Origin of the sequence: Flavobacterium sp. CS20 (genome assembly GCF_018080005.1) — a bacterium.
Lineage (GTDB): Bacteria > Bacteroidota > Bacteroidia > Flavobacteriales > Flavobacteriaceae > Psychroflexus.
Genome location: NZ_CP073015.1, coordinates 987785 through 1008911, shown reverse-complemented (window position 1 = coordinate 1008911; position 21127 = coordinate 987785). Strand labels below are relative to the sequence as shown.

Genomic DNA, 21127 nt, shown 5'->3' with positions numbered 1-21127 from the left:
AGAATTAATTTACTTCAATTGATAAATCATCTGATTGAGATGTGTCATTTATCATTCATATTCCAACCCAACAATCGCTCTGATTTTATCTAAAGTTTTTATGAGTTCTAAAGAAAACTCAAAAGGCATCAACGGACTTTCGGTGAAGCCTTGCTCTAAACACTCTTGAACGTGGGCAATTTCAAAATGATAGCCTTTGGCTTGATAGTTGAAATCTCTATCTATTGTTTTATCATTTGTTACGATACTGAGCTTATCGGTTTCGTGAAAACGCGGTCCTAATTTTATTTTTGCTTTTTCAAATTCAATGAAAGCAAAATTTTCTCTCGTTTGATCAAAACTGCAAAACAAGTCAGCTTTTACATTATTGTTGTATTCAAAAACTATTTTAGTTTCTAAATCGACACCAGTAGTTGATAGTTTGCTTTCTGCTGAAATATGGTTTGGTTTTCCGAGGAGTTTTAAAGCCAAATAAACAGGATAAATCCCAATATCCAACAAAGATCCACCGCCTAATTTGGGATTAAATAAACGTTTATTTGGGTCAAAAGGGGCTTTAAAACAAAACTCAGCTTGAATATTTTTAATGTTTCCGTAAGTCTTTTTATCTTGAAATTCTTTTATGGTTTTAATCGTCGGCATAAAATTAGTCCATAAAGCTTCCATCAAAAACACGTGGTTGTCTTGAGCCGTGCGAATCATGTCTTCAACTTCATTGTGATTCATCGCAAAAGCTTTTTCACACAATACGGCTTTGCCTGATTTTAAAACGGCAATAGTATTGGCTTTGTGAAAAACATGTGGTGTGGCAATATAAACCACGTCAATATCGGGGTCTTTAATCAATTGTTCATAGCTGCCATAGGCTTTTGAGGCTTTGTGCTTTGTGGCAAATTCGTCAGCTTTGTTTTGTGTGCGTGAACCTACGGCGTAAAGTTCTGCATTTTTAACCGTTTGTAGGTCATTTGCAAATTTATGAGCAATTTTTCCTAAGCCTAAAATGCCCCATTTATAAGTTTTCATAATTTTCGGTTTAGAGTTTGAATAGCTAAAGCGATGCCGATTACCAATGCACAACCAAACAAATTTAGCCATAAATATGGCATAATGTCAAAATAATATCCAACAATCACAATGATTTGAGTGATAATCGCTGCCCAAAAAGTCGCTACGGATTTGACATATTTGATGAAAAATGCCAAGAGAAAAATACCCAAAACATTGCCATAAAATATAGAACCTATAATGTTGACTAATTCAATTAAGTTGTCAAACAACGGGGCAAGACAAGCCACAGTAATAGCAATAATGCCCCAAAGTAATGTAAAAAGCTTTGAAATATTCACAAAATGCATATCGGTTTTAGTTGTTTTGACATTTCTTTTATACAAGTCTATCGCCGTGGTTGAGGCTAAAGCGTTTAATTCAGAGGCTGTTGAAGACATCGCCGCTGAGAGAATGGCGACTAAAAGCAAACCAATCAAACCACGCGGTAAATTGTTGAGTATGAAATGGATAAAAACATAATCTGTGTCATTGGTTTCTACAGTATCATTTGCTTGCTTAATGACAGCTTTAGCATTTTCTCTTAATTCTTTTTCGTTAACATTGGCTTGAGCCAGTTGAGTTTTAAGATTTTCAAATTGAGCATCTGTAATATCTTTAGAATTCATTTGTGCAAAAAGCGATTTTTTATGCTCAAAATTTTGCTCTAACTTGTTGTTGATATGTTGATAATCGGTTTTGTATTCACTTTCATTAACCGCATTTTCGGCGACAGGATTAAAATTGAGCGGTGCGGTATTGAATTGATAAAAGACAAAAACCATAATACCAACCAGTAGAATAAAAAACTGCATCGGCACTTTAAGCAAGGCATTAAACAGCATTCCAATCTGACTTTGCTTAACCGATTTGGCGGTTAAATACCGTTGAACTTGACTTTGGTCTGTGCCAAAATAGGAGAGTGCCAAAAAAGTTCCACCGATCAATCCACTCCAAACGGTGTAACGTTGATTGAAATCAAAATCAAAATTTAAGATTTCCATTTTGCCACTCGAGGAAGCAATTTCTAAGGCATTATTAAAATTGATGTTTTCTGGTAGATAACTTAAAATCACAAAAAAAGCAATGATCATTCCAGAAAAAATCACAGCCATCTGTTGTTTTTGAGTAACGCTAACTGCCCGTGTGCCACCTGAAACGGTATAAATAATCACCAAAATCCCGATGATGATATTGAGCGTAAATAAATCCCAACCCAAAACGGCTGAAAGAATAATAGCTGGGGCAAAAATGGTTATACCAGCCGAAAGTCCTCGTTGTGTTAGAAAGAGCAAAGCTGTGAGCGTTCGTGTTTTTTTGTCAAAACGGCTTTCGAGATATTCATAAGCGGTGTAAACTTTTAATCGATGATAGATAGGAATAAAAAACATACAAATAATCACCATCGCAATAGGCAAACCAAAGTAAAACTGAACAAAACCCATTCCATCATCATAGGCTTGACCAGGCGTAGATAAAAAAGTAATAGCATCGGCTTGTGTGGTCATTACTGATATTCCAACGGTCCACCAACGGGCATCATTATCACTTTTTATATAGTCTTGAACGTTTTGGCTTTTTTTGGTTTTATATGTGCCATATATCACTATAAAAGCAATACTGACAACCATCACAATGATATCTATATAATGCATACTTTAGTTTAAAGCGGTCATCAGCCAATACATCAAAAGAATGTAAACAAGATTAGCCACTAAAACAATGGTATAAAACCGTTTCCACCGATATGACTTGGGCTTATTCATTAGAGTTGATTGATAGCAAATTAGATAATAATCTGAACGCACCTGGAACACCTGCGGGCAATTGTCTAAAAAGACTTAAACCCGTGTAAATATAGTAACCATCACCATATTGAGCAACAATTAAACTACCTTTTGTCGGCTTGTCGTCGTAGTCTTGAATTTTTAAAATGGGTTGAAAAGCTTTGTCCCATTGGTCTGGAAAATATAAACCACGCTCTTGAACCCAACCGTCAAAGTCTTCTGCTGTGATTTGATTGGGGTAATTCAGCACTTTATGATTTTTATCAATAAACTGAACTTCAGCTGTTTCGTCAGTCACTCTGTTTCGAGATAAATTTAATTTTAAGGGTGAAATTTTATCAGTCAATAAACCATAGGTTGTGGTGTATTGCGTGATTAGAGTTCCGCCTTGCTTGACATAATCAAATAAAATTTCATTTTTTGTGATAAGCTGTTCTTCGGTATCAAAAGCTCTGATGCCTAAAATGATGGCGTCAAAATGTTTTAAATTTTCAGGCATGTAAATCTTTTTTAAATCAATCATTTCAACATTGTAACCAAGGCTTTTTAGATTATCTGGAATCTTGTCGCCAGCACCTTTGATGTATCCGATATTTTTTACACCTGGATTGATTTTGATGTTGACCAAAGCACTTTTGGCTTCCTGTGCATAAACTTGTTTGGGAATATGATTGTATTCTAAAGTTTTAACGTGTTTAGAAAACGTTTCGTCATTAGATTGAACTAGAATTTTAGCATCAACTTTTTCAGTGTTTTTAGGCGGTGTGATTTTAAAATCAAAAGTTTTAGTTTCATCTAATTCAGTCAATTTGACATCATAATATTGAGGTTCAACTTTCCAAGATTTTGGTAAATCTAAACTTACTTTACCATTAAAAGATTTGGTGTAAGATTTTATTTGAACTCTAAAATTATTTGAATTTCCATTTTTGAAAATCGCTACTTCTTTTAAAGGTTTAATAGATATTTTTGGCAGAATTTCAAAATTTTCAAATACTTCTCCATTAATGGGATCATTGTATTTATAAACCACATCAGAATAAAAAGTAATATCTGTGTTTTCTATTTCAAGATTATACTTCAACTGATAAGGATTTGGTGTTTCGGGCAAACCTATTAAATTGGGGTTTGTAACTTGATAAAGTCCTTTTTTTGGTGGTAAATTTAGCCAATAGGGTAAAGTGTTTTTATTGTCAATATCGACATTAAAAGTCTTGTAAACCGCTTGATTGTTTTTTAATGTTGTTTTGTTTGAAAACAAACTCTCTGAATCCATTTTAATATCTAAGAGTTTGACATCAATTGGACTACGGTTGATAATTTCTGTATTGACTTTAATATTTTCATTTGAGTTTGCATAAGCATTTTCGCTGATACTTTCAATATATAAACCAAGACAAGCCTTGATAATGGATTTGATTTGCTGAGTTTTAATGCGTTTCCAGTGTTCATTGTCTAAGTTTTGAATAAACTGATACGCTTTGACTAAATCTGGCACGCTTTGGAAAGGTTTAGAAAAATCGTAATTAGCGATAATCTTTTCAACAAGTTGTTGTATAGGTTAGCCACCTTTAACGCGATTCCATGACGTATCAACGCCTTCAAAAATATTTTGATTATCAGGCAAATCACCTTTGATGATCTCGAGATATTCTAATTGTTCTCCGCGTCTTGGCGTGTTGCCAAACGCTTGTGATTTGTGTTGACTTCGGCTAAGAGCGACAATTTCAGAATTAGACAATCCCAAATCAGGATAATATTCGCCAATATCAAAAGACATTAGATTAGATTTATCAGCTTTTTTAAAAGCTTTTTGACTGCCATAAAACCGCCATGAGGAGTTAAAAAACAAACGTTTGGCTTGCCAAGTTTGAGTAGATTTTAATTGGTTTTTAAATTGATTTGAATCTGCTTTGCCAAATCAAAAGCTTCTAAACTCAACATAGCAGAAGCCGTATGATGACCATGCGTCGTGCCTGGAGTGCGGTGGTCGAAACGGTTGATTATAACATCGGGTTTTATGTTTCTTATCGTCCAAACCATATCGTGAAGTATGCTGTCTTTATTCCAGATATTGAGTGTTTCTTCTGGCGATTTAGAATAGCCAAAATCAATGGCTCGAGTAAAGCGTTGTTGACCGCCATCAATGGAACGTGCTTTGAGCAACTCTTGCGTGCGGATAAGTCCCAAAGCTTCTTTTAAGTCAGAGCCTAAAAGATTTTGACCGCCGTCGCCACGTGTAAGTGCGAGATAATAAGTTTGAGCGTGAACTTTATTAGAAAAATAAGAGATTAATCTGGTATTTTCATCGTCAGGATGTGCGGCAACGTAAAGAACTGTGCCGAGAAAGTTTAGACCTTTTAAGTCTCTATAAATTTCTACAGCGTTTGGTTTAGATGGCGACTGAGCTGAAAGAAATGAAAAATGACAACACAACAGAAGAAACCAAAACCGTATTTGCATAAAATTTTTAGTTTCAAATATAATAGCTTTAGTCGAGTTGGATTGATGTTTAGGTTTCTTTAACTTTATCAGGTCTGAACTAAAAATGAATTGCAGTAAAATATTTAATTTTTATTCAAATTTACATTCATACCATCAAACTTCAGCAGAAAGACTTTATAAAAAAAGCATTATCAATGTTTATATCAAAGATGCCTTTGATTATACACAATCTAAAAATTTGTTTAGAAATATACTACTTGAAGAAAAATTTATCAAGTGCTTTTTTAATTCTTTATAATTATAAACCGAAAAATTTGAAGAATTATCTATTTATCTGCCATAACAGGTTGAGAAATATACTCATTTTTTTCTGGCATATTAAATTTTGGTTTTTTACAAGTACTTTGTGAACAATTATTGCAACTAAATTTAAGTAAAATTGCATTGATGAGAAGTAAAATTGATAAAATTATTATCCAATACATAGTTTGGTTTTACTCAATAGAGTTAAAAAAGATAGAATAGTTGCGTCTAAAACCAAAAAAAAATACAAAATTTTATAATCAGTATTTTTATTCTTAACGGTTTAAACTGTTTTATATTTTATGGTTAATTGGTTTCATTCAGCAATATTGAGCCATTCTTTAATTTTTTCCCAATATTATATTTTGAAAATAGATGTTAAAAAATGTTTTTGTTTTTAGATGTTTTTAAAATCGATTTAAATTGCTTGATATATAAATTCAAACTTTTTGCGTTTTTTTAAAACCATTGGTAAGCATAACGGCAATCTCAATTTTCTTATACAAAAATAGGCTTGATTATTTGAGTTCCAACAAATTGATTAATCCATTTTAAATCTTTTCTCAGATTGATTTCAACAAGGATGATTAAAATATTCAATTTAACATTTTGTATGGCTTATGATTTAAATTCTTCGATGGCAAAGCTTAAATCATAAACTTCTGCATTTGGTTTTGCTTTGTTTAATATGGTATAACCAGTAGCACTTCTGTAGCCAGCAAGACAATGAACTACAATAGGTTTGTCTGTGGCAATGTCTTGTGCAGATGCTCTTAGCTTGTCAAGCGGATAATGTAGTGCATTTTCAAAAATCATTCCTTGTTTTGTTTCGCTTTCATTTCTGATATCAATAACTGTATATTTATCAGTGTTTGACTTGAAGTGATCAAGGTCTAAATTCAGGTCTTTTTTAAGATTTTTATCATCTAAAGTCACAACAGATAGAATCTGACTTTCATATCCAATTTTTGCTACTCGCTCTAAAATATTTTGATAGTTTTCAACACTTTGGATTACAATGTGAAATTTTTCGTTGGGTTCTATTACTGAGCCTAACCAAGTCTCAAATTTATCATTTTCGCTACGTGCCATGATGTTGACACTGTTAGGTAAATGACCTGATTTAAAAACATCTTCATTTCGCACATCAACAACTAAAGCATCATCTTCTATACGATTCACTTTTAAACGAAGCGGTATAGACCACACATTTTTCATAAAATCATCAGCTCCAGCTTTGTTTAATTCAACATTAAAACCAAAATAACTTGGCACAAAAGGTTGATCAGATAATAATTCTTCTACAAAATGTTCTTTTGTTTGTTTTTTAAAAGCCCAATTAGTAATACGTTCGTTACCTAAGGTGGTATAAGGTTTGTTGCTCATATTTTTTCCACACAAGCTTCCAGCACCATGAGCTGGATATACAATAACGTCATCATCTAACGGATTAAATTTATTTTGAATGCTGTGATACATATCTTTAGCCAAGGAAATTCTAGTGGCTTTCATATCACCTGAATTTTCTCTGAGGTCGGGGCGTCCTACATTGCCAACAAATAAAGTGTCACCTGAAAACAAAACTTGCTTATGCGTCTGTGTATCTTTAGTGAGAACACAAATACTATCTGGCGAATGTCCTGGCGTATTGATTGCTGAAAAATTAACGTGATTTAAATTAAATTCATCGTCATCATCAAAAGTTTCATGAGGATAATCTGCGTTTAAAAATTTACTAACGTATATTATAGCACCTGTTTCCTTGTGAATTTGTAAATGGCTACTTACAAAATCAGCATGGGGATGAGTTTCTATAACTGCTACAATTTTAGCCTTGTCTGCTCTGCAAATTTGTAGTAGGGTAGTGGATTTCTACTCGGATCCACCAAGGCAATCAAATCTCCACAAACTATTGCATAAGAATAATGAGAAAGACTATAATCTTTAAATTGTTCAATGTGCATTTTAAAAAATTTTACTACAAATTTACAAAGCTTTGAATAAAATAGGTTTTATTGGTGATAAAAAATGACTCTAATCAATTAAAAATTTGATAAATGCGTGAGTTCGGTTATGTTTAGGCTAAGCAAGAATAGGTCAATTCAAATGCTTTTTTCAACCAAAACACTTGTTTTTGATAGTATTTGTTGCATTATCTTTAGCATATGTTAGGCCTTGATTTGATAATCATATAACCTACCTGATATAGCTAAATATTGGTTTGGTTTTCGTGAAGCTCATCCGATGTTTTAAGTGCTTTTACAGTCTTTATACTTTTCATGACTTTTTAAAAAAAAATTAATATTTATAATTGATTTATTTCATAGACCTAATAAACTATAATTTGTAGTTTTGAATAATTATAAACATTTCTAATTTCTATGATTTTAAAATCTTTGTCTTTACTTCATTATAAAAATTTTGAGGCATTCGAATATAAATTTGATTCAAAAATCAACTGCATTGTTGGCGAAAACGGCAAAGGCAAAACCAATATTTTAGATAGTATTTATCATTTGGCTTATACCAAGAGTTATTTCAACCCGATCACCAGTCAAAATATTCAGCACGGTCAAGATTTTTTTGTCATTGATGGTCAATTTGAACGTCAATCCAAAACTGAAAACATTATTGTCTCTTTTAAAAAAGGAGATAAAAAAATTGTAAAACGCAACGCCAAAGCTTATGATAAATTGAGTGAACATATCGGATTTATCCCCGTTGTGATTGTTTCGCCAACCGATAGAGATTTGATTTTAGAAGGCAGTGATGTGCGACGAAAATTTATGGATAGTGTGATTTCTCAAGTCGATAAAGTTTACTTAAACAAACTTATTAAATACAATAAGATTTTATCTCAACGCAACGCTTTATTAAAATATTTTGCGACCAATCGTACCTTTGACAACACTACTTTGACGGTTTATAACGAACAAATGCAAGATTTAGGGCAATATATTTATGATGCTCGAAATCAATTTATCAAAGATTTTGAAACCATTTTAACCCAGCGTTACCAAGAGATTTGCCAAAAAGACGAGCCTATTCAAATCACTTACAAAAGTCAATTGCACGAGCGATCTTTTCAAGATTTATTTGAAAAGCATCTACAAAAAGATATGGCATTGCAATACACCAGCGTTGGTACGCATAAAGACGATTTATTGTTTGATATCAAAAATTATCCCGTTAAAAAATTTGGCTCACAAGGACAGCAAAAATCATATCTCGTTGCCCTAAAATTTGCCAAATACGACTATTTAAAAGGCAGTCAAGGTTTAAATCCAATCTTGCTTTTAGACGATATTTTTGATAAATTGGACGAAAACCGTGTCAAGCATATTGTCAACATGGTTACTCAACAAGATTTAGGACAAATGTTTATCAGCGATACACATCCCGAAAGAACCGAAAACGTAGTCAAAGCTCACGCCAAGCAATATAAAATGATTAACTTAAACCAATTTAAATTTGCTTATGAAAGTCTTTAAAATAATTTTTGTTTTATCTTTTCTGTTAACCTCTTGTCAAAAAGAGAAAAATTCGGTTGAATTAAAACACTTGAACGGTTATTGGGAAATTGTTCAAGCCCAAAACCCTTATGGTAAAAATATCATTTACAGCATCAACACACAAGTTGATTATTTTGAAATTAAAGACAGTTTGGGTTTTCGAAAAAAACTAAAACCCGACCTAAACGGCAACTACAAAACCACAAAAGCCTTAGAAGAATTTAAAATCATCAACGAAAACGACAGTTTAAAACTTCAATACAAAACGCCTTACGACACTTGGAAAGAAACCATTTTAAGCCTTAATGACAGTTTGATGCTCATAAAAAATGAGAAAGACTTTCTCTACACTTACAAAAGATTTAAACCCATAAACATCACCGAGTAATTATTATGGACAACGAATACAACACCAAGAAACTAAGTGAACTCTTAAAAATATTCACTGATAAAAAAGGACTCAACAATGGTTTAAACCAAATTGAAGTTCAACGTGCTTGGAAAGACCAAATGGGACCAGCTATAGACAAATATACCACCAAAATCCATCTCGATAGAAACACCTTATTTGTCAGATTATCTTCCGCCGTTTTGCGTGAAGAGTTAAGCTATGGTAAATCTCAAATTATCAAAAATTTAAATGAAAGTTTAGGGCAACAATTGATTAAAAAAATAGTTTTAAGTTAGTCAGGTAAAAATCCTAATAGTAAAAAATATTAAATATTATCCTTACATTTGCTTAACATTAAATTGATATAAAACACAATTAGTATATGGCAATGATGAATAAAAATACCGTTTTAGGTTGGGCGACTTTAATCATGATAATTGTAGGTTTAGGTCTCATCGGTCTTGGTGCTTTCAAATATGAAGACGTTGCTGGTTGGGGTTTCGCGACAGTTGGCATTGGTTTTTTTGCTATTGCCTGGGTGTTCGATGCCTTAAAAGGTAGAGTTTAGAAAATTTTGAGATTACCAATTTTATTCTGTTGAATGTTTTTTTTAAATCATCAGCACATTCGTGGCTCAAAAAAACAATATTAGTGCATTCGTGGCTTCATAAAAAACAACATTAGTGCATTCGTGGCATTTAAAAAAAAATCATTAGTGCATTCGTGGCATTTAAAAAAAATTCATTAGTGCATTCGTGGCTTCATAAAAACCAACATTAGTGCATTCGTGGCATTTAAAAAAAATTCATTAGTGCATTCGTGGCTTCATAAAAACCAACATTAGTGCATTCGTGGCTTCATAAAAACCAACATTAGTGCATTCGTGGCATTTAAAAAAAATTCATTAGTGCATTCGTGGCTCAAAAAACCAACATTAGTGCATTCGTGGCTTCATAAAAAACAATTCTTGAATAAAAATAATAGTGCATTCGTAACAAAAAAAGCTATAAATTCACAAATAAAGTTGAAGGCTTGTGTTTAATAATCAATCTTAAAGCTGAGAATTATAATAAGCCTTGTTGCCCGTAACTTCTTGTCCTAACCAGTTGGGTTTAGGGAAGTTTTCATTCTCGTGTGGAAGTTCAATTTCTGCAATGACCAAGCCATTATGCTTAGCATGAAACTCATCAACTTCAAAAGTGTGATTATCAATAGCAATCTCATAACGGGTTTTGTGAATGATAGGCATTTCACAAAGTTGGAGCAAGTCTTGAGCATCTTTTACATCAATTTCTTTTTCCCATTCTAAGCGAGACAAACCGTTTTGAGAAGAAATGCCTTTTACGGTTATGAAGCCTTTGTTGTCTTTAACTCTAATTCTGACGGTTCGCTCAGGATCGCGATTTAAAAAACCTTGCCGAATGGTATAAGATTTATGAGCTTCTTTTTTAAAAGCATCAGATTTCACTAAAAACTTGCGTTCAATTTCCGTTTGCATATTTAGGACTTCAGAAAAAATTTCATCAAAAATAAAATCAGCACAAAGTCCAAAAATCCAAGTAGAATATAAAAACTGCCTTTGTAATATTTTTTGTGTAAAACCTTATCCTTTTTGTAACTAAAAAGCATCAAAACCACAAAAGCCACGACAAAAAACAGCGCAAAAATCCACTGTCCCGTTGAAAACATTTCTCAAAATATATATTTCAAAAGTAAGCTTTTCAAAGCTTGAAAATCGATAACATGTCGTAAATTTGATAAATAATTGATATAAAATGATTTACAATAAAAAATCAAAATCGTTTAGAAGATCTAATTATGAAAATTCTATATTTGTAATAGATAAATAATTGTTACAAATCAACTAAAATAAAATATATGATTCAAAAACCACTTCAAGCGGTAGCAAAATTTCATAAAGCATTTGGACTTGGTATAAAATTTAAACCTACGGCTTCATTAGGTCATCAAAAAAACAAGCTTCGATTTGATTTGATGAAAGAAGAAAATGAAGAATATCTTGAAGTTGCAGAAAAAGGCGACTTAGTTGAGGTGGCAGATGCTTTGGGAGATATGCTATACATTCTTTGTGGCACGATTATAGAACATGGGATGCAAGATAAAATTGAAGCCATTTTTGACGAAATACAAAAAAGCAACATGAGTAAGCTAGGCAAGAACGGTAAACCAATCTACAGAGAAGATGGTAAGGTCTTAAAAGGATCAAATTACTTTAAACCTAATTTTAAGGATATTTTAAAAAGTTGATAACATTAAAATATTTTGAGCTTTCTTTAGTTATGTATTACATCAAATCGGCGATATTTGTATTGCAAAATTTAACCTATGAAATTCAGCAGTCTTTTTATAACATTAGTTTTTATTTTTAACAGTTATATAATGTTTTCTCAAAGAAGAAACGATACTATTAAAGCTGAAAAATTAATAATAATTAAACAATATTCTCCAACCCTAAACGATGCTTTTAAAATAAAATCTAAACCCTCAGTATCAGATTCGATCTCAAAGAGTCAAAAAGATGTAAAATACAGTATTTTTTCGGTTCCTGTTGCTTCTACTTTCACACCCGTTAAAGGAACTGCTAGCTCTATAAAACCACAAGCTTTGCCTTATAATTATCAAAATTATGCCCGTTTAGGTGCAGGTAATTTCACCAACATCTTAGGTCAATTTTATGGCAGTTTGATGCTTAACCGCTATAAAAAATTAAACATAGAGTTTGAGCATTTTTCGTCTTCTGGTGGCATTGAAGATGTGCTCTTAGATGATGATTTTTTAGATACAAATTTAGATTTGAATTTAGAATCAGCTGAACGCTATTTTAGGTGGGATGCTGGTATTGGTGTTGATTATAAAAGATATAACTGGTACGGTATAGATGAACAAAATCTCAATGTTTTACCCAATAGCATACAACTATTTGATACAGATATTTCAGCTATTGATCCTTTGCAAACCTACTTGGGTTTAAAAGCTTATGGACAATTAGAGTTTGAAGATAGTTTTCTGAAAAATGTGAAATTAAATCTTCAAAATTTTTCAGACGATTACGATTCTTCAGAAAATCAAATTACTCTGACAAGCGATTTTCAATTCTATATAACTGAAAAAACATTAGATTTGGGTGTAAAGTTAGATTACCTATCAGGAAGTTTTGACCAATCTTTTAATGATCCTCAGCAAGGAATTGATTATGGATTTTTTACGGCGACTGTCCAACCTTCAATGCAGTTTGAGTTTGGTGATATCAACCTTGATTTAGGTCTTAAAGCCACAGTTTTAAACGACACAGAACTCAGTGACACTGAATTTTTTGTCTATCCTAAAATTAAAGCCTCTTACAAATTTACAGACGAACTTATGTTTTATGCTGGTGCTGACGGTGATTTAAGTCAGAATCCTTACAGAAGTATTGTCAACCAAAACCCATTTGTATCGCCAACTTTATCCTTACAACCTACAGATAATGCCTATACAGGTTTTGCTGGTTTAAATGGAAAAACAGGAAGCTTAAGCTATAACTTTAAAGTCTCTTATAAACAAGAAAACGACTATGCTTTTTTTATAGAAAACCTCGATGTGTATGGTTTTGCTCCATTCATGCCAACCAATAATTATGAATATTCTAATTCATTTGGATTAGCCTATGACGACTTGTCAACTCTTGGCATAAATGCAGAAGTCAACTACGCCGCATTTGATGACTTTAATGTTGGACTTTCAGCACATTATTTTAATTACTCAGTTGATAATTTACCTGAAGCAACTTATCTTCCAGAATTTAAAGTTGATGTCAATGCCAATTATCAAATAGGCGAGAAGTGGTATTTGCACTCTACACTGTTTTTTGTTGGTGAGCGTAAGAGTCTGCAATATGCAATTTTACCCTTTGATGGCATTGGCTTAGTTTCTGAAACCGTTGATAGTTTTGTGGATTTAAATTTTGGTGTTGAATACCAATTTTCAGAACGTCTCGGATTTTTTGTTTCTGGACAAAACTTACTTGATGACAATTATGAGCAGTGGCGAAATTTCAAAGTGCAAGGTCTGCAAGTTCTTGGCGGTTTATCCTATCAATTTGATTGGTAAATTTCTTAACGTTTTAGAAACATTAAATACATTCTGTCAACTTAGATTTGCGATGTCATTCAATAATCATGGGGAAGAATTATAAAACAAGACCAAATTTTCGGCTTTTTGATATTTTTATAGAAGAAAAAACTTTTATTATTATTGTTATTGTTGGTTTTATTTTAGCTGGTGCTTCTACAGCTTACAACTGGCAAATTGCGATGTGGATAGGTTTCATGTTTGTCGCTTACGCTGCCGTAGCCAACGATAGTATTCAAACCATTGGGACGTTTATAGAAAGTAATTCAGACAAGAAATGGTGGTATCTTTGGTTGTTTATCGGGATCATATTTTTAGCTACAGTTTGTTTTAGTTTTTTTTATTATGATGGCGATGTAAGTTATCAACGCCTACAAGTTACAAATGAAGACGGTGGACTTATGTTTCCGCATCCTAAAGAGTTTTCGTTTTTTCAAATTATAGCACCATTAGTTCTTCTGATTTTGACAAGGTTGAGAATGCCCGTTTCAACTACATTTTTATTGTTGAGTGTGTTTAGTGCTTCATCTTCAGGCATAACTTCAATAGTTTATAAAAGTTGGACTGGCTATATTTTAGCCTTTATTTTATCTTTTTTAATTTGGAATTTAGCTTATGACTTTATCAGAAAGCGTTTTAAATCTAGGCAATATAACAAAGCTTGGACATATGTGCAATGGGCTGTAAGTGGGTCGTTATGGTCGGTTTGGATTATGCAAGATGGTGCAAATATTGCAGTGTTTTTACCTAGACAGCTAGAGTTTTATCAATTTATAATCTTTTCTGCAACCATTTTTATAGGACTTGGGTTGCTGTTTTATTTTAGGGGTGATAAAATTCAACAAATAGTGAGTGAAAAAGCTAGAATATCAGACGTAAGAGCGGCTACCTTGGTTGATTTTTCTTATGTTATTTTATTAATTTATAAGCTATTTATCTCAAATATTCCAATGAGTACGACTTGGATATTTTTAGGTATTATCGGTGGGCGAGAAATTGCTATAAGTTTTGCTAGAAAGAAAAAAGGCAATAAACATAAGAAGAAAGCTTTCAATCTTGTGCTAAAAGATTTTGGTTCTGCTATGGCTGGGCTATTAATATCGGTTGCCCTTCTTGCAGGTGTTAATTCAAGTATAAGAGACGATATCTCTAATCTATTTGAAGGTTTGTTTTGATTGAATTTGCTTAGTTATATTTTTTTTTATTACTACAATATTTTTTTATATATCATTAATCAACTTTTTCTTTGGGATGTGATTTGTTGTTTTGCCATAGCTCTAAGAGATCCAAATAATCAATTTCAAAAGCAGGCTCGTGTTTTTCTAAAACACCATCTTTAAAAGAGCGTTGCAAAATATCTTCGATAAGGTAGTCTTCTTTCACCTCATAAGGATTGTATTCTTCTTTAAGTGAAATATTAAACAAACTTGCCGTGGTATTGTACCAAAACGCACGCCATCCACTTTTTAGTTCTTTAACCAAATCAAAAGTAGTAATGCCCGTTTGTCTGTGCATGAGTTTAACCAATATTTGTCCTTCAGTTTTGGTAAGCTTTTTTAACTGATCGGTAAACTTGCCTTCAATATACTTTTGAATACGTTTAGTATAGCGTCTTTTTTTTCGTTTAGAGTCTAATGTTTCTAATCTAGCATTGAGTTTTTCAAGTCTATCAGCGACCAAAACAGCATAAGTACAAACCTTTCTAGTCTTTCTTCTCAAAATCAGATAATTTCGCATTTCAGATTTGGAGTCAAACTTTAAAGGTTGAAACACTATAACTTCGTCTAAAGTGATTTCATTAACCACTAAAGAGTCGCGTTCAATAATAATCATTTTTTTAGGTGCAGAAGTTGGTGAGTAATCCTCTACCTGTGCATTTATAACTTGATAAACACCACACCAAATCAAAACGATAAATAATTTAATTTTCATAGTTAATGTTGACCAAAAATTATTCCAAAAATAGATTATTATAAGAAGTCAGTATTTTAAAATTGATTAATTTCGCTCAAAATTTTACACTTTATGAATAAAAAATCACTTGAATTTTTAGAACAATACTTAAACAACGCATCTCCAACTGGTTATGAGTCTGAAGGACAAAAACTTTGGATGGAGTATTTAAAACCTTATGTCGATGAGTTTATCACAGATATTTATGGCACAGCTGTTGGTGTAATCAATCCAGAAGCCAAATACAAAGTTGTTATAGAAGGTCATGCTGACGAAATTTCTTGGTATGTCAACTATATAACCGATGAAGGTTTGATTTACGTCATCAGAAATGGCGGTAGCGACCATCAAATAGCGACTTCAAAACGTGTTAATATCCATACAAAAAACGGTATAGTTAAAGGTGTTTTTGGTTGGCCTGCAATTCACACCCGAGATAAATCTAACGAAAAAGCACCACAACTTGATAACATTTGTATTGATGTAGGCTGTTCTAATAAGGAAGAAGTAGAAAAACTTGGCGTTCATGTAGGTTGTGTGATTACTTATCCCGATGAATTTTTTGTACTTAACAAAGATAAATTTGTGTGTAGAGGTTTAGATAACCGCATGGGCGGATTTATGATAGTTGAAGTAGCTAAAAAACTAAAAGAAAACAAAATTGAACTTCCTTTTGGTCTTTATATCACCAATTCGGTTCAAGAAGAAATAGGTTTACGCGGTGCTGAAATGATTACTCAAAACATCAAACCCAACGTGGCTATTGTTACCGATGTGTGTCATGACACCACAACCCCTATGATTGATAAAAAGAAAGAAGGATTAACCAAGATAGGTGATAATCCAGTGATCAGTTATGCTCCGGCAGTTCAAAATAACTTAAGAGAATTGTTGATTGAAACGGCTGAAAAAAATAACATTCCATTTCAACGCATGGCGACAAGCCGAATGACTGGTACAGATACCGATGCCTTTGCTTACAGTAATGGCGGTGTAGCTTCAGCTTTAATTTCTTTACCTTTAAGATACATGCATACTACGGTAGAAATGGTACATCAAAAAGATGTAGAAGCCGTGATTGAACTCATTTACCATTCTTTACTTAACATTAAAGAAGGTGATGATTTTAGTTATTTTAAAAATTAAACAAACCTCCCCTGTCATTCCGAGGCAAACGCAGTGACGAGGAATCTCCCAGTGAACCGAACCTCCCTTGTCATTCTGAACGGAGCTCGCGGAGTGAAGAATCTCTCAGTGAACCGAACCCCAATACGTGAAAAAAGATTCCTCCTACCGTCGGAATGACAACCGATCGTCGGAATGACATTCCCTTGTCATTCTGAACGGAGCCTGCGAAGTGAAGAATCTCTCAGTGAACCGAACCTCCCTTGTCATTCTGATACCGAAGTCTCGGTAGAGGAATCTTTCAGTGGACCGAACTCCAATACGTGAAAGAGAGATTCCTCCTGCCGTCGGAATGACAACCGATCGTCGGAATGACATCCTGCCGTCGGAATGACATTCCCTTGTCATTCTGATACCGAAGTCTCGGTAGAGGAATCTATCCGCGAAACAAAACTCAATAAGTGAAAAAAAATCATCCTATCGTTTATTTTTTTTAACACATTTAAACTACTGTAAAACAATAATATACAAAATAATAATATTATAATACATTATATATCAGTATTATAACTAACTTATTAATAATCAACAAACAAACTAAATGTTCATAACTTGTTGAAAACCTTATTTATAGTATTACTAAAAAAATAAAAAAAGCTTTTTAAATTTACACCAATATTAACCAGGCAGTTTCATCTGCCATAAATTTTTTAACAATGGTAACATTTAAAACCGTTCAAAAGGTGAACCCACAAGATGTGGCGGCACCACGCAAGTTTTACGCCCAGGTCAAAACAAGTGGGCGTACAGATCTGAATCGATTGGCATTTTTAATTTCCAATCAATCAACAGTTCGTAAGGCAGATTGCCTTGCTGTACTGGAAGCATTTGTCCACAACATGTCTGACGAGCTCAGCCAAGGACATATTGTGTATCTAGGAGACTTAGGCTCTTTTCGCGTCAGCCTTAGCTCAGAAGGTTTCGACCTTGAAGAAGATGTGAGCTCAAACGCCATAAAGGACTCTAAAATTTTGTTTAGACCTGGCAAGAGATTCCGTGATTTGCTTAAAACTTTAGAATTCAAAAAAGTGGATTAGCCTCTATTCATAAGTTTTAAGCTTGTATTAAAACCTTGGTTTTTTCCGTGAACCAAGGTTTTTTTTTGTAAAATCTAAAGATTTATCACAAAAACAACCGCAGGTTTCTTCAATTTCCTGCTTAGGTTATGATCAAAACCTAAGGTGGTTTTACTCAAAACCTAAGGTGGTTTTAAAATTTGTCGCTACAGCTTTTTTTTTAAAATCAATTTGAACCCAAATTATGCATTTGAGCAGATAAAAACATAGGTATATCGGGGTAAACCCTAAAAAAAATGCTCATATTGAATAAAAAAGTTAATAAAAAAAAATGAAACTTACATTTTATGGATTCAAAATATGCAAAAAATATTAAAAAAATATTAAATATAAGTATTAAAAAAGCCGATTTATTGTGAAATATTTACTCAAAAAAAATAAAAAAAGCTCAAAAAAAGAATGAGGATTAGCCTGTATTCATATTTTTGAGCTGGTATTAAAACCGATATTTCCGTATTATCGATATCCAAAAATATAAAATAGAATAGAGCATACCAAATTTAGTTATCAACAAACGTTGAAAACTATACTTAGACCAGCAACAGCCTAACACTTCTCACCCCAAACAAAGCCTAACAATAGTCATTCAAAGATAAACACAGTGACGATGCTTCGGTATCGGAATGACATTCCCTTGTCATTCTGATACCGAAGTCTCGGTAGAGGAATCTTTCAGTGAAATGAAAACCAATACGTGAGAAAGATTCCTCCTTCCGTCGGAATGACATCCTGCCGTCGGAATGACATTCCCTTGTCATTCTGATACCGAAGTCTCGGTAGAGGAATCTTTCAGTGAAATGAAAACCAATACGTGAGAGAGAGATTCCTCCTGCCGTCGGAATGACAACCGATCGTCGGAATGACAAACCCCTTGTCATTCTGATACCGAAGTCTCGGTAGAGGAATCTTTCAGTGAACCGAACCCCAATACGTGAAAGAGAGATTCCTCCTGCCGTCGGAATGACAACCGATCGTCGGAATGACAAACGGAATGACAAACGGAATGACAAACTACCTAATTAAGCTTATAAATAACCACAGAATCTTCATCGCTTCCTATAGGATTGTGATACAAGGTATTGAGTACATTCCAAAAGTTGGCATTGATATCAAAATTCCCTGATGCATTAAAACTACCAAACCCGTCAAAATTGGTGCCCATACCCAAAGCATATCCCAACTTGTTGACAATCATTTCTATTTCATCTTCATCACTGCTGAATTCACACTGCATGGTATCAAGACGTACTAAAATAACCCCATTGATGCGTCCTGAGGCGTCATAATATCCATAATTTTTTTGACTATCAAGGCTAAAAAAACCGTCCTCGCTACCTTCTACAGTGGTACCAATAGCGGTTTCATTTGCATCAAATAGTGGACTTCCTGAGAGTGATGTGCAAATGGCTTTTCCATTGATATCGTAGAGCAGTTGACTTTCTTGAGCTAAGATGCCGACAACTACATTGTTGTTATCAAAAATGTAAGGCGAGCCGTCCAAAACATTGCCCACAGCAGTGCCATTAACATCATAAGCTTGCCCCAATACTGGATAATCATACCCAACGATATTTCCATCAACATCGTACTCTAATTCAAAATCTTGACTGAGATATTCTGTGGTGGCTTTAAACGAAACATCACCACAACCAGAACTATTATTAAACTGGTAACTATATGAACCGACTTCTTCTTCAGCACCAAAAACGATACCTTGTGTAATATCTTCATCTGGCGTGTTGGCTATGCTTGTTCTGTCAAACAACGGCATTCCCAAGTTTTCTTCTATCAGATCTAAAGCTTGTGGTACAGATGAAAGGTTGTTGATTTTTACAGGGATAAGACCTTGACCCTCAATATCCCAACGTTTTGTTTTGCCATTAGTCAAACTGATGAGGCTACATTCGTTAGTGAGAGATTGTGCACTATTCCATGGGAATGTATTAGAATCAAGATTGGTAATACGGAGGTTTTCTAAGATACCACTATCATCTACTACTGGTACATCACCGCCTCCATTATCATCGTTTTCATCGTCACTGCTACTACATGAACTAATGACAAAAGCCAATAATGTTATTAAAATAAAAAAAGTTTTACTTAAGGATTTACTTACCCAAAGGGAATTTTTGCTGTTGTTGTGATTTGAAGTTTTCATGAATTTGTTTTTTTAATCTGACAGACATATATTTAAGTTTTCGGTATTTAATATGTTATAATTTTAATTATTTGTTATTAATACCGTGTCAAATTTATTATAAAAAAACATATCATCCAATTTTTAAAAAAAAAAAAAAATATATTTTTAAGCCAAATTTAAAAGTTGTATTTATTTAACGTGAGTTATATTTATTGAAGGGTAACTAATCAGTGTCAAAAATAAGACTATAAATTTTGGATAATACAAACTGAGCATATATTTTCTTTGTGCTTATTTCAATTTTTTAAAAAAAATTTCAAATAAGCCACTCATTAGAGCTTGATTTTAAAAATCAGACCTTTATCAACATTTTTAACTTTTTGGATTGATAACTAATTGGTTAATAATTTGTTTGTTACAAACATACCACCCTACATTTGTAAGAAAAAAAGTTGGAAAAGGATAAGCTTATAGAATCACTCTTGCAGAAGGTAGAAGAACTTTCTAAAAAGCTAATTGCTTTAGAATTAGAAAATAGTCAACTTAAAGCACGACTTACCAAATATGAAACTCCAAAAAACAGTAATAATAGCTCCATACCACCCTCAAAGGATGAAAATAGACCAAAGAGGAAAAGCCTAAGAATAAAGACAGGGCGTAAGCCAGGTGGGCAAACAGGAAGAAAAGGCAATACTTTGAAGATGGTTGAGATACCTGATGTTACAGAAGAACACATACCAGATTATTGTAACTGTTGTGGAAACGACCTTTCATCACTTCCACATCAATATGCAGGAAGTCGACAGGTATTTGACATCCCTGAAATAAAAATAAAAGTCACAGAACACAAGGTTTATAAAAAAGTTTGTCCTTGCGGTTGTGAAACAAAAAGCGACTATCCATCACAAGCAAATGCACCCGTAAGCTATGGGAATAATATTGAAAGTTTAATAGGATATTTTCATACCAGACAATACTTGCCTTTTAAGAGAATGCAAGAAATGTTCAATACGGTTTTTAATATTCCTATAAGTGAAGGAGGAATACACTATTTATTAAACAAACTTGTCACTAAAGCTGAACCTGCATATAATCTGATAAAACAAGAAATAGCAAACTCAAAATCACCTATCGGTAGCGATGAAACAGAGTAAAAGTAT

The 21127-nt window shown here is 33.1% G+C and carries 21 protein-coding genes; 11 read left to right on the top strand and 10 right to left on the bottom strand.

Annotated elements, in window-relative coordinates; genetic code table 11:
* Positions 1-51 precede the first annotated feature (51 nt).
* The 5 genes from IGB25_RS04890 to IGB25_RS15465 form a co-directional block, all read right to left on the bottom strand.
* Positions 52-1023 (bottom strand): Gfo/Idh/MocA family protein, encoded by a 972-nt coding sequence (locus tag IGB25_RS04890; RefSeq protein ID WP_211066408.1) that lies wholly within the window; start codon positions 1021-1023, stop codon positions 52-54.
* The gene (locus IGB25_RS04885) at positions 1020-2699 is read right to left on the bottom strand and encodes a sodium:solute symporter (RefSeq protein WP_211066407.1); all 1680 of its coding nucleotides are present in this window, start codon (positions 2697-2699) and stop codon (positions 1020-1022) included. The genes IGB25_RS04890 and IGB25_RS04885 overlap by 4 nt, the downstream gene beginning before the upstream one ends.
* A gap of 103 nt (positions 2700-2802) precedes the next feature.
* A complete protein-coding gene (locus IGB25_RS15475) occupies positions 2803-4329 on the bottom strand; it encodes a hypothetical protein (protein WP_371815951.1) in 1527 nt (508 codons plus the stop codon).
* Positions 4330-4392: 63 nt separating this feature from the next.
* Positions 4393-4683 carry a hypothetical protein gene (locus IGB25_RS15470; RefSeq protein ID WP_371815950.1) on the bottom strand — a complete coding sequence of 97 codons (291 nt, stop codon included), beginning with the start codon at positions 4681-4683 and terminating at the stop codon, positions 4393-4395.
* A gap of 29 nt (positions 4684-4712) precedes the next feature.
* Positions 4713-5294, bottom strand: a complete 582-nt coding sequence (locus IGB25_RS15465; RefSeq protein ID WP_371815949.1) for a PIG-L family deacetylase — start codon at positions 5292-5294, stop codon at positions 4713-4715.
* Between the two features lie 85 nt (positions 5295-5379).
* Here IGB25_RS15465 and IGB25_RS04875 point away from each other — a divergent pair, with 85 nt between their 5' ends.
* On the top strand, positions 5380-5574 hold the full coding sequence (locus IGB25_RS04875; protein ID WP_211066406.1) for a hypothetical protein: 195 nt from the start codon (positions 5380-5382) through the stop codon (positions 5572-5574).
* Between the two features lie 623 nt (positions 5575-6197).
* On the opposite strand, the gene IGB25_RS04870 is transcribed toward IGB25_RS04875, so the two are convergent.
* Together IGB25_RS04870 and IGB25_RS15460 are read right to left on the bottom strand one after the other, a co-directional pair.
* Complete coding sequence (locus IGB25_RS04870) at positions 6198-7394, bottom strand: rhodanese-like domain-containing protein (RefSeq protein ID WP_371815976.1); 1197 nt, start codon at positions 7392-7394, stop codon at positions 6198-6200.
* A gap of 5 nt (positions 7395-7399) precedes the next feature.
* A complete protein-coding gene (locus IGB25_RS15460) occupies positions 7400-7543 on the bottom strand; it encodes a hypothetical protein (protein WP_371815948.1) in 144 nt (47 codons plus the stop codon).
* Between the two features lie 417 nt (positions 7544-7960).
* On the opposite strand from IGB25_RS15460, the gene IGB25_RS04865 reads away from it, so the two are divergent.
* From IGB25_RS04865 to IGB25_RS04850, 4 genes are all read left to right on the top strand, one after another.
* Entirely contained in the window at positions 7961-9070 is a 1110-nt protein-coding gene (locus tag IGB25_RS04865; RefSeq protein ID WP_211066405.1) for a DNA replication/repair protein RecF, read from the top strand.
* Positions 9057-9479, top strand: coding sequence for a hypothetical protein (locus IGB25_RS04860; protein ID WP_211066404.1), 423 nt, complete (start codon positions 9057-9059; stop codon positions 9477-9479). Before IGB25_RS04865 ends, IGB25_RS04860 begins: the two co-directional genes overlap by 14 nt.
* Before the next feature lie 5 nt (positions 9480-9484).
* Entirely contained in the window at positions 9485-9778 is a 294-nt protein-coding gene (locus IGB25_RS04855) for a DUF721 domain-containing protein (RefSeq protein ID WP_211066403.1), read from the top strand.
* Positions 9779-9873: 95 nt separating this feature from the next.
* Complete coding sequence (locus IGB25_RS04850; RefSeq protein WP_247653709.1) at positions 9874-10050, top strand: CAL67264 family membrane protein; 177 nt, start codon at positions 9874-9876, stop codon at positions 10048-10050.
* 483 nt (positions 10051-10533) lie between these two features.
* On the opposite strand, the gene IGB25_RS04845 is transcribed toward IGB25_RS04850, so the two are convergent.
* Entirely contained in the window at positions 10534-10980 is a 447-nt protein-coding gene (locus IGB25_RS04845) for a CYTH domain-containing protein (RefSeq protein WP_211066402.1), read from the bottom strand.
* A 380-nt stretch (positions 10981-11360) separates the two neighbouring features.
* Between IGB25_RS04845 and IGB25_RS04840 the strand changes: the two genes are divergently transcribed.
* The 3 genes from IGB25_RS04840 (at position 11361) to IGB25_RS04830 (ending at position 14788) form a co-directional block, all read left to right on the top strand.
* Positions 11361-11750 (top strand): hypothetical protein, encoded by a 390-nt coding sequence (locus tag IGB25_RS04840; protein ID WP_371815947.1) that lies wholly within the window; start codon positions 11361-11363, stop codon positions 11748-11750.
* A gap of 132 nt (positions 11751-11882) precedes the next feature.
* Entirely contained in the window at positions 11883-13592 is a 1710-nt protein-coding gene (locus tag IGB25_RS04835; protein WP_211066401.1) for a TonB-dependent receptor, read from the top strand.
* Between the two features lie 68 nt (positions 13593-13660).
* Entirely contained in the window at positions 13661-14788 is a 1128-nt protein-coding gene (locus IGB25_RS04830; RefSeq protein WP_211066400.1) for a hypothetical protein, read from the top strand.
* A 55-nt stretch (positions 14789-14843) separates the two neighbouring features.
* Here the strand turns inward: IGB25_RS04830 and IGB25_RS04825 are convergent, their stop codons facing one another.
* Entirely contained in the window at positions 14844-15545 is a 702-nt protein-coding gene (locus IGB25_RS04825) for a DUF4294 domain-containing protein (RefSeq protein WP_211066399.1), read from the bottom strand.
* A 93-nt stretch (positions 15546-15638) separates the two neighbouring features.
* Between IGB25_RS04825 and IGB25_RS04820 the strand changes: the two genes are divergently transcribed.
* Both IGB25_RS04820 and IGB25_RS04815 read left to right on the top strand, forming a co-directional pair.
* Entirely contained in the window at positions 15639-16712 is a 1074-nt protein-coding gene (locus tag IGB25_RS04820; protein ID WP_211066398.1) for a M42 family metallopeptidase, read from the top strand.
* Positions 16713-17407: 695 nt separating this feature from the next.
* Positions 17408-17788: an HU family DNA-binding protein gene (locus IGB25_RS04815; RefSeq protein ID WP_211066397.1), complete on the top strand. Its 381-nt coding sequence runs from the start codon at positions 17408-17410 to the stop codon at positions 17786-17788.
* A 1054-nt stretch (positions 17789-18842) separates the two neighbouring features.
* On the opposite strand, the gene IGB25_RS04810 is transcribed toward IGB25_RS04815, so the two are convergent.
* Complete coding sequence (locus tag IGB25_RS04810; protein ID WP_211066396.1) at positions 18843-19985, bottom strand: hypothetical protein; 1143 nt, start codon at positions 19983-19985, stop codon at positions 18843-18845.
* A 434-nt stretch (positions 19986-20419) separates the two neighbouring features.
* On the opposite strand from IGB25_RS04810, the gene IGB25_RS04805 reads away from it, so the two are divergent.
* A complete protein-coding gene (locus IGB25_RS04805) occupies positions 20420-21121 on the top strand; it encodes an IS66 family transposase zinc-finger binding domain-containing protein (RefSeq protein ID WP_211066395.1) in 702 nt (233 codons plus the stop codon).
* Positions 21122-21127: the final 6 nt, after the last annotated feature.

Coding starts and splice junctions, on each gene's coding strand:
- IGB25_RS04890 (WP_211066408.1), bottom strand. CDS start 1,023: ATGAAAACTTATAAATGGGGCATTTTAGGCTTAGGAAAAATTGCTCAT.
- IGB25_RS04885 (WP_211066407.1), bottom strand. CDS start 2,699: ATGCATTATATAGATATCATTGTGATGGTTGTCAGTATTGCTTTTATA.
- IGB25_RS15465 (WP_371815949.1), bottom strand. CDS start 5,294: ATGCAAATACGGTTTTGGTTTCTTCTGTTGTGTTGTCATTTTTCATTT.
- IGB25_RS04875 (WP_211066406.1), top strand. CDS start 5,380: ATGAATTGCAGTAAAATATTTAATTTTTATTCAAATTTACATTCATAC.
- IGB25_RS15460 (WP_371815948.1), bottom strand. CDS start 7,543: ATGCACATTGAACAATTTAAAGATTATAGTCTTTCTCATTATTCTTAT.
- IGB25_RS04865 (WP_211066405.1), top strand. CDS start 7,961: ATGATTTTAAAATCTTTGTCTTTACTTCATTATAAAAATTTTGAGGCA.
- IGB25_RS04860 (WP_211066404.1), top strand. CDS start 9,057: ATGAAAGTCTTTAAAATAATTTTTGTTTTATCTTTTCTGTTAACCTCT.
- IGB25_RS04855 (WP_211066403.1), top strand. CDS start 9,485: ATGGACAACGAATACAACACCAAGAAACTAAGTGAACTCTTAAAAATA.
- IGB25_RS04850 (WP_247653709.1), top strand. CDS start 9,874: ATGAATAAAAATACCGTTTTAGGTTGGGCGACTTTAATCATGATAATT.
- IGB25_RS04845 (WP_211066402.1), bottom strand. CDS start 10,980: ATGCAAACGGAAATTGAACGCAAGTTTTTAGTGAAATCTGATGCTTTT.
- IGB25_RS04840 (WP_371815947.1), top strand. CDS start 11,361: ATGATTCAAAAACCACTTCAAGCGGTAGCAAAATTTCATAAAGCATTT.
- IGB25_RS04835 (WP_211066401.1), top strand. CDS start 11,883: ATGTTTTCTCAAAGAAGAAACGATACTATTAAAGCTGAAAAATTAATA.
- IGB25_RS04830 (WP_211066400.1), top strand. CDS start 13,661: ATGGGGAAGAATTATAAAACAAGACCAAATTTTCGGCTTTTTGATATT.
- IGB25_RS04825 (WP_211066399.1), bottom strand. CDS start 15,545: ATGAAAATTAAATTATTTATCGTTTTGATTTGGTGTGGTGTTTATCAA.
- IGB25_RS04820 (WP_211066398.1), top strand. CDS start 15,639: ATGAATAAAAAATCACTTGAATTTTTAGAACAATACTTAAACAACGCA.
- IGB25_RS04815 (WP_211066397.1), top strand. CDS start 17,408: ATGGTAACATTTAAAACCGTTCAAAAGGTGAACCCACAAGATGTGGCG.
- IGB25_RS04810 (WP_211066396.1), bottom strand. CDS start 19,985: ATGAAAACTTCAAATCACAACAACAGCAAAAATTCCCTTTGGGTAAGT.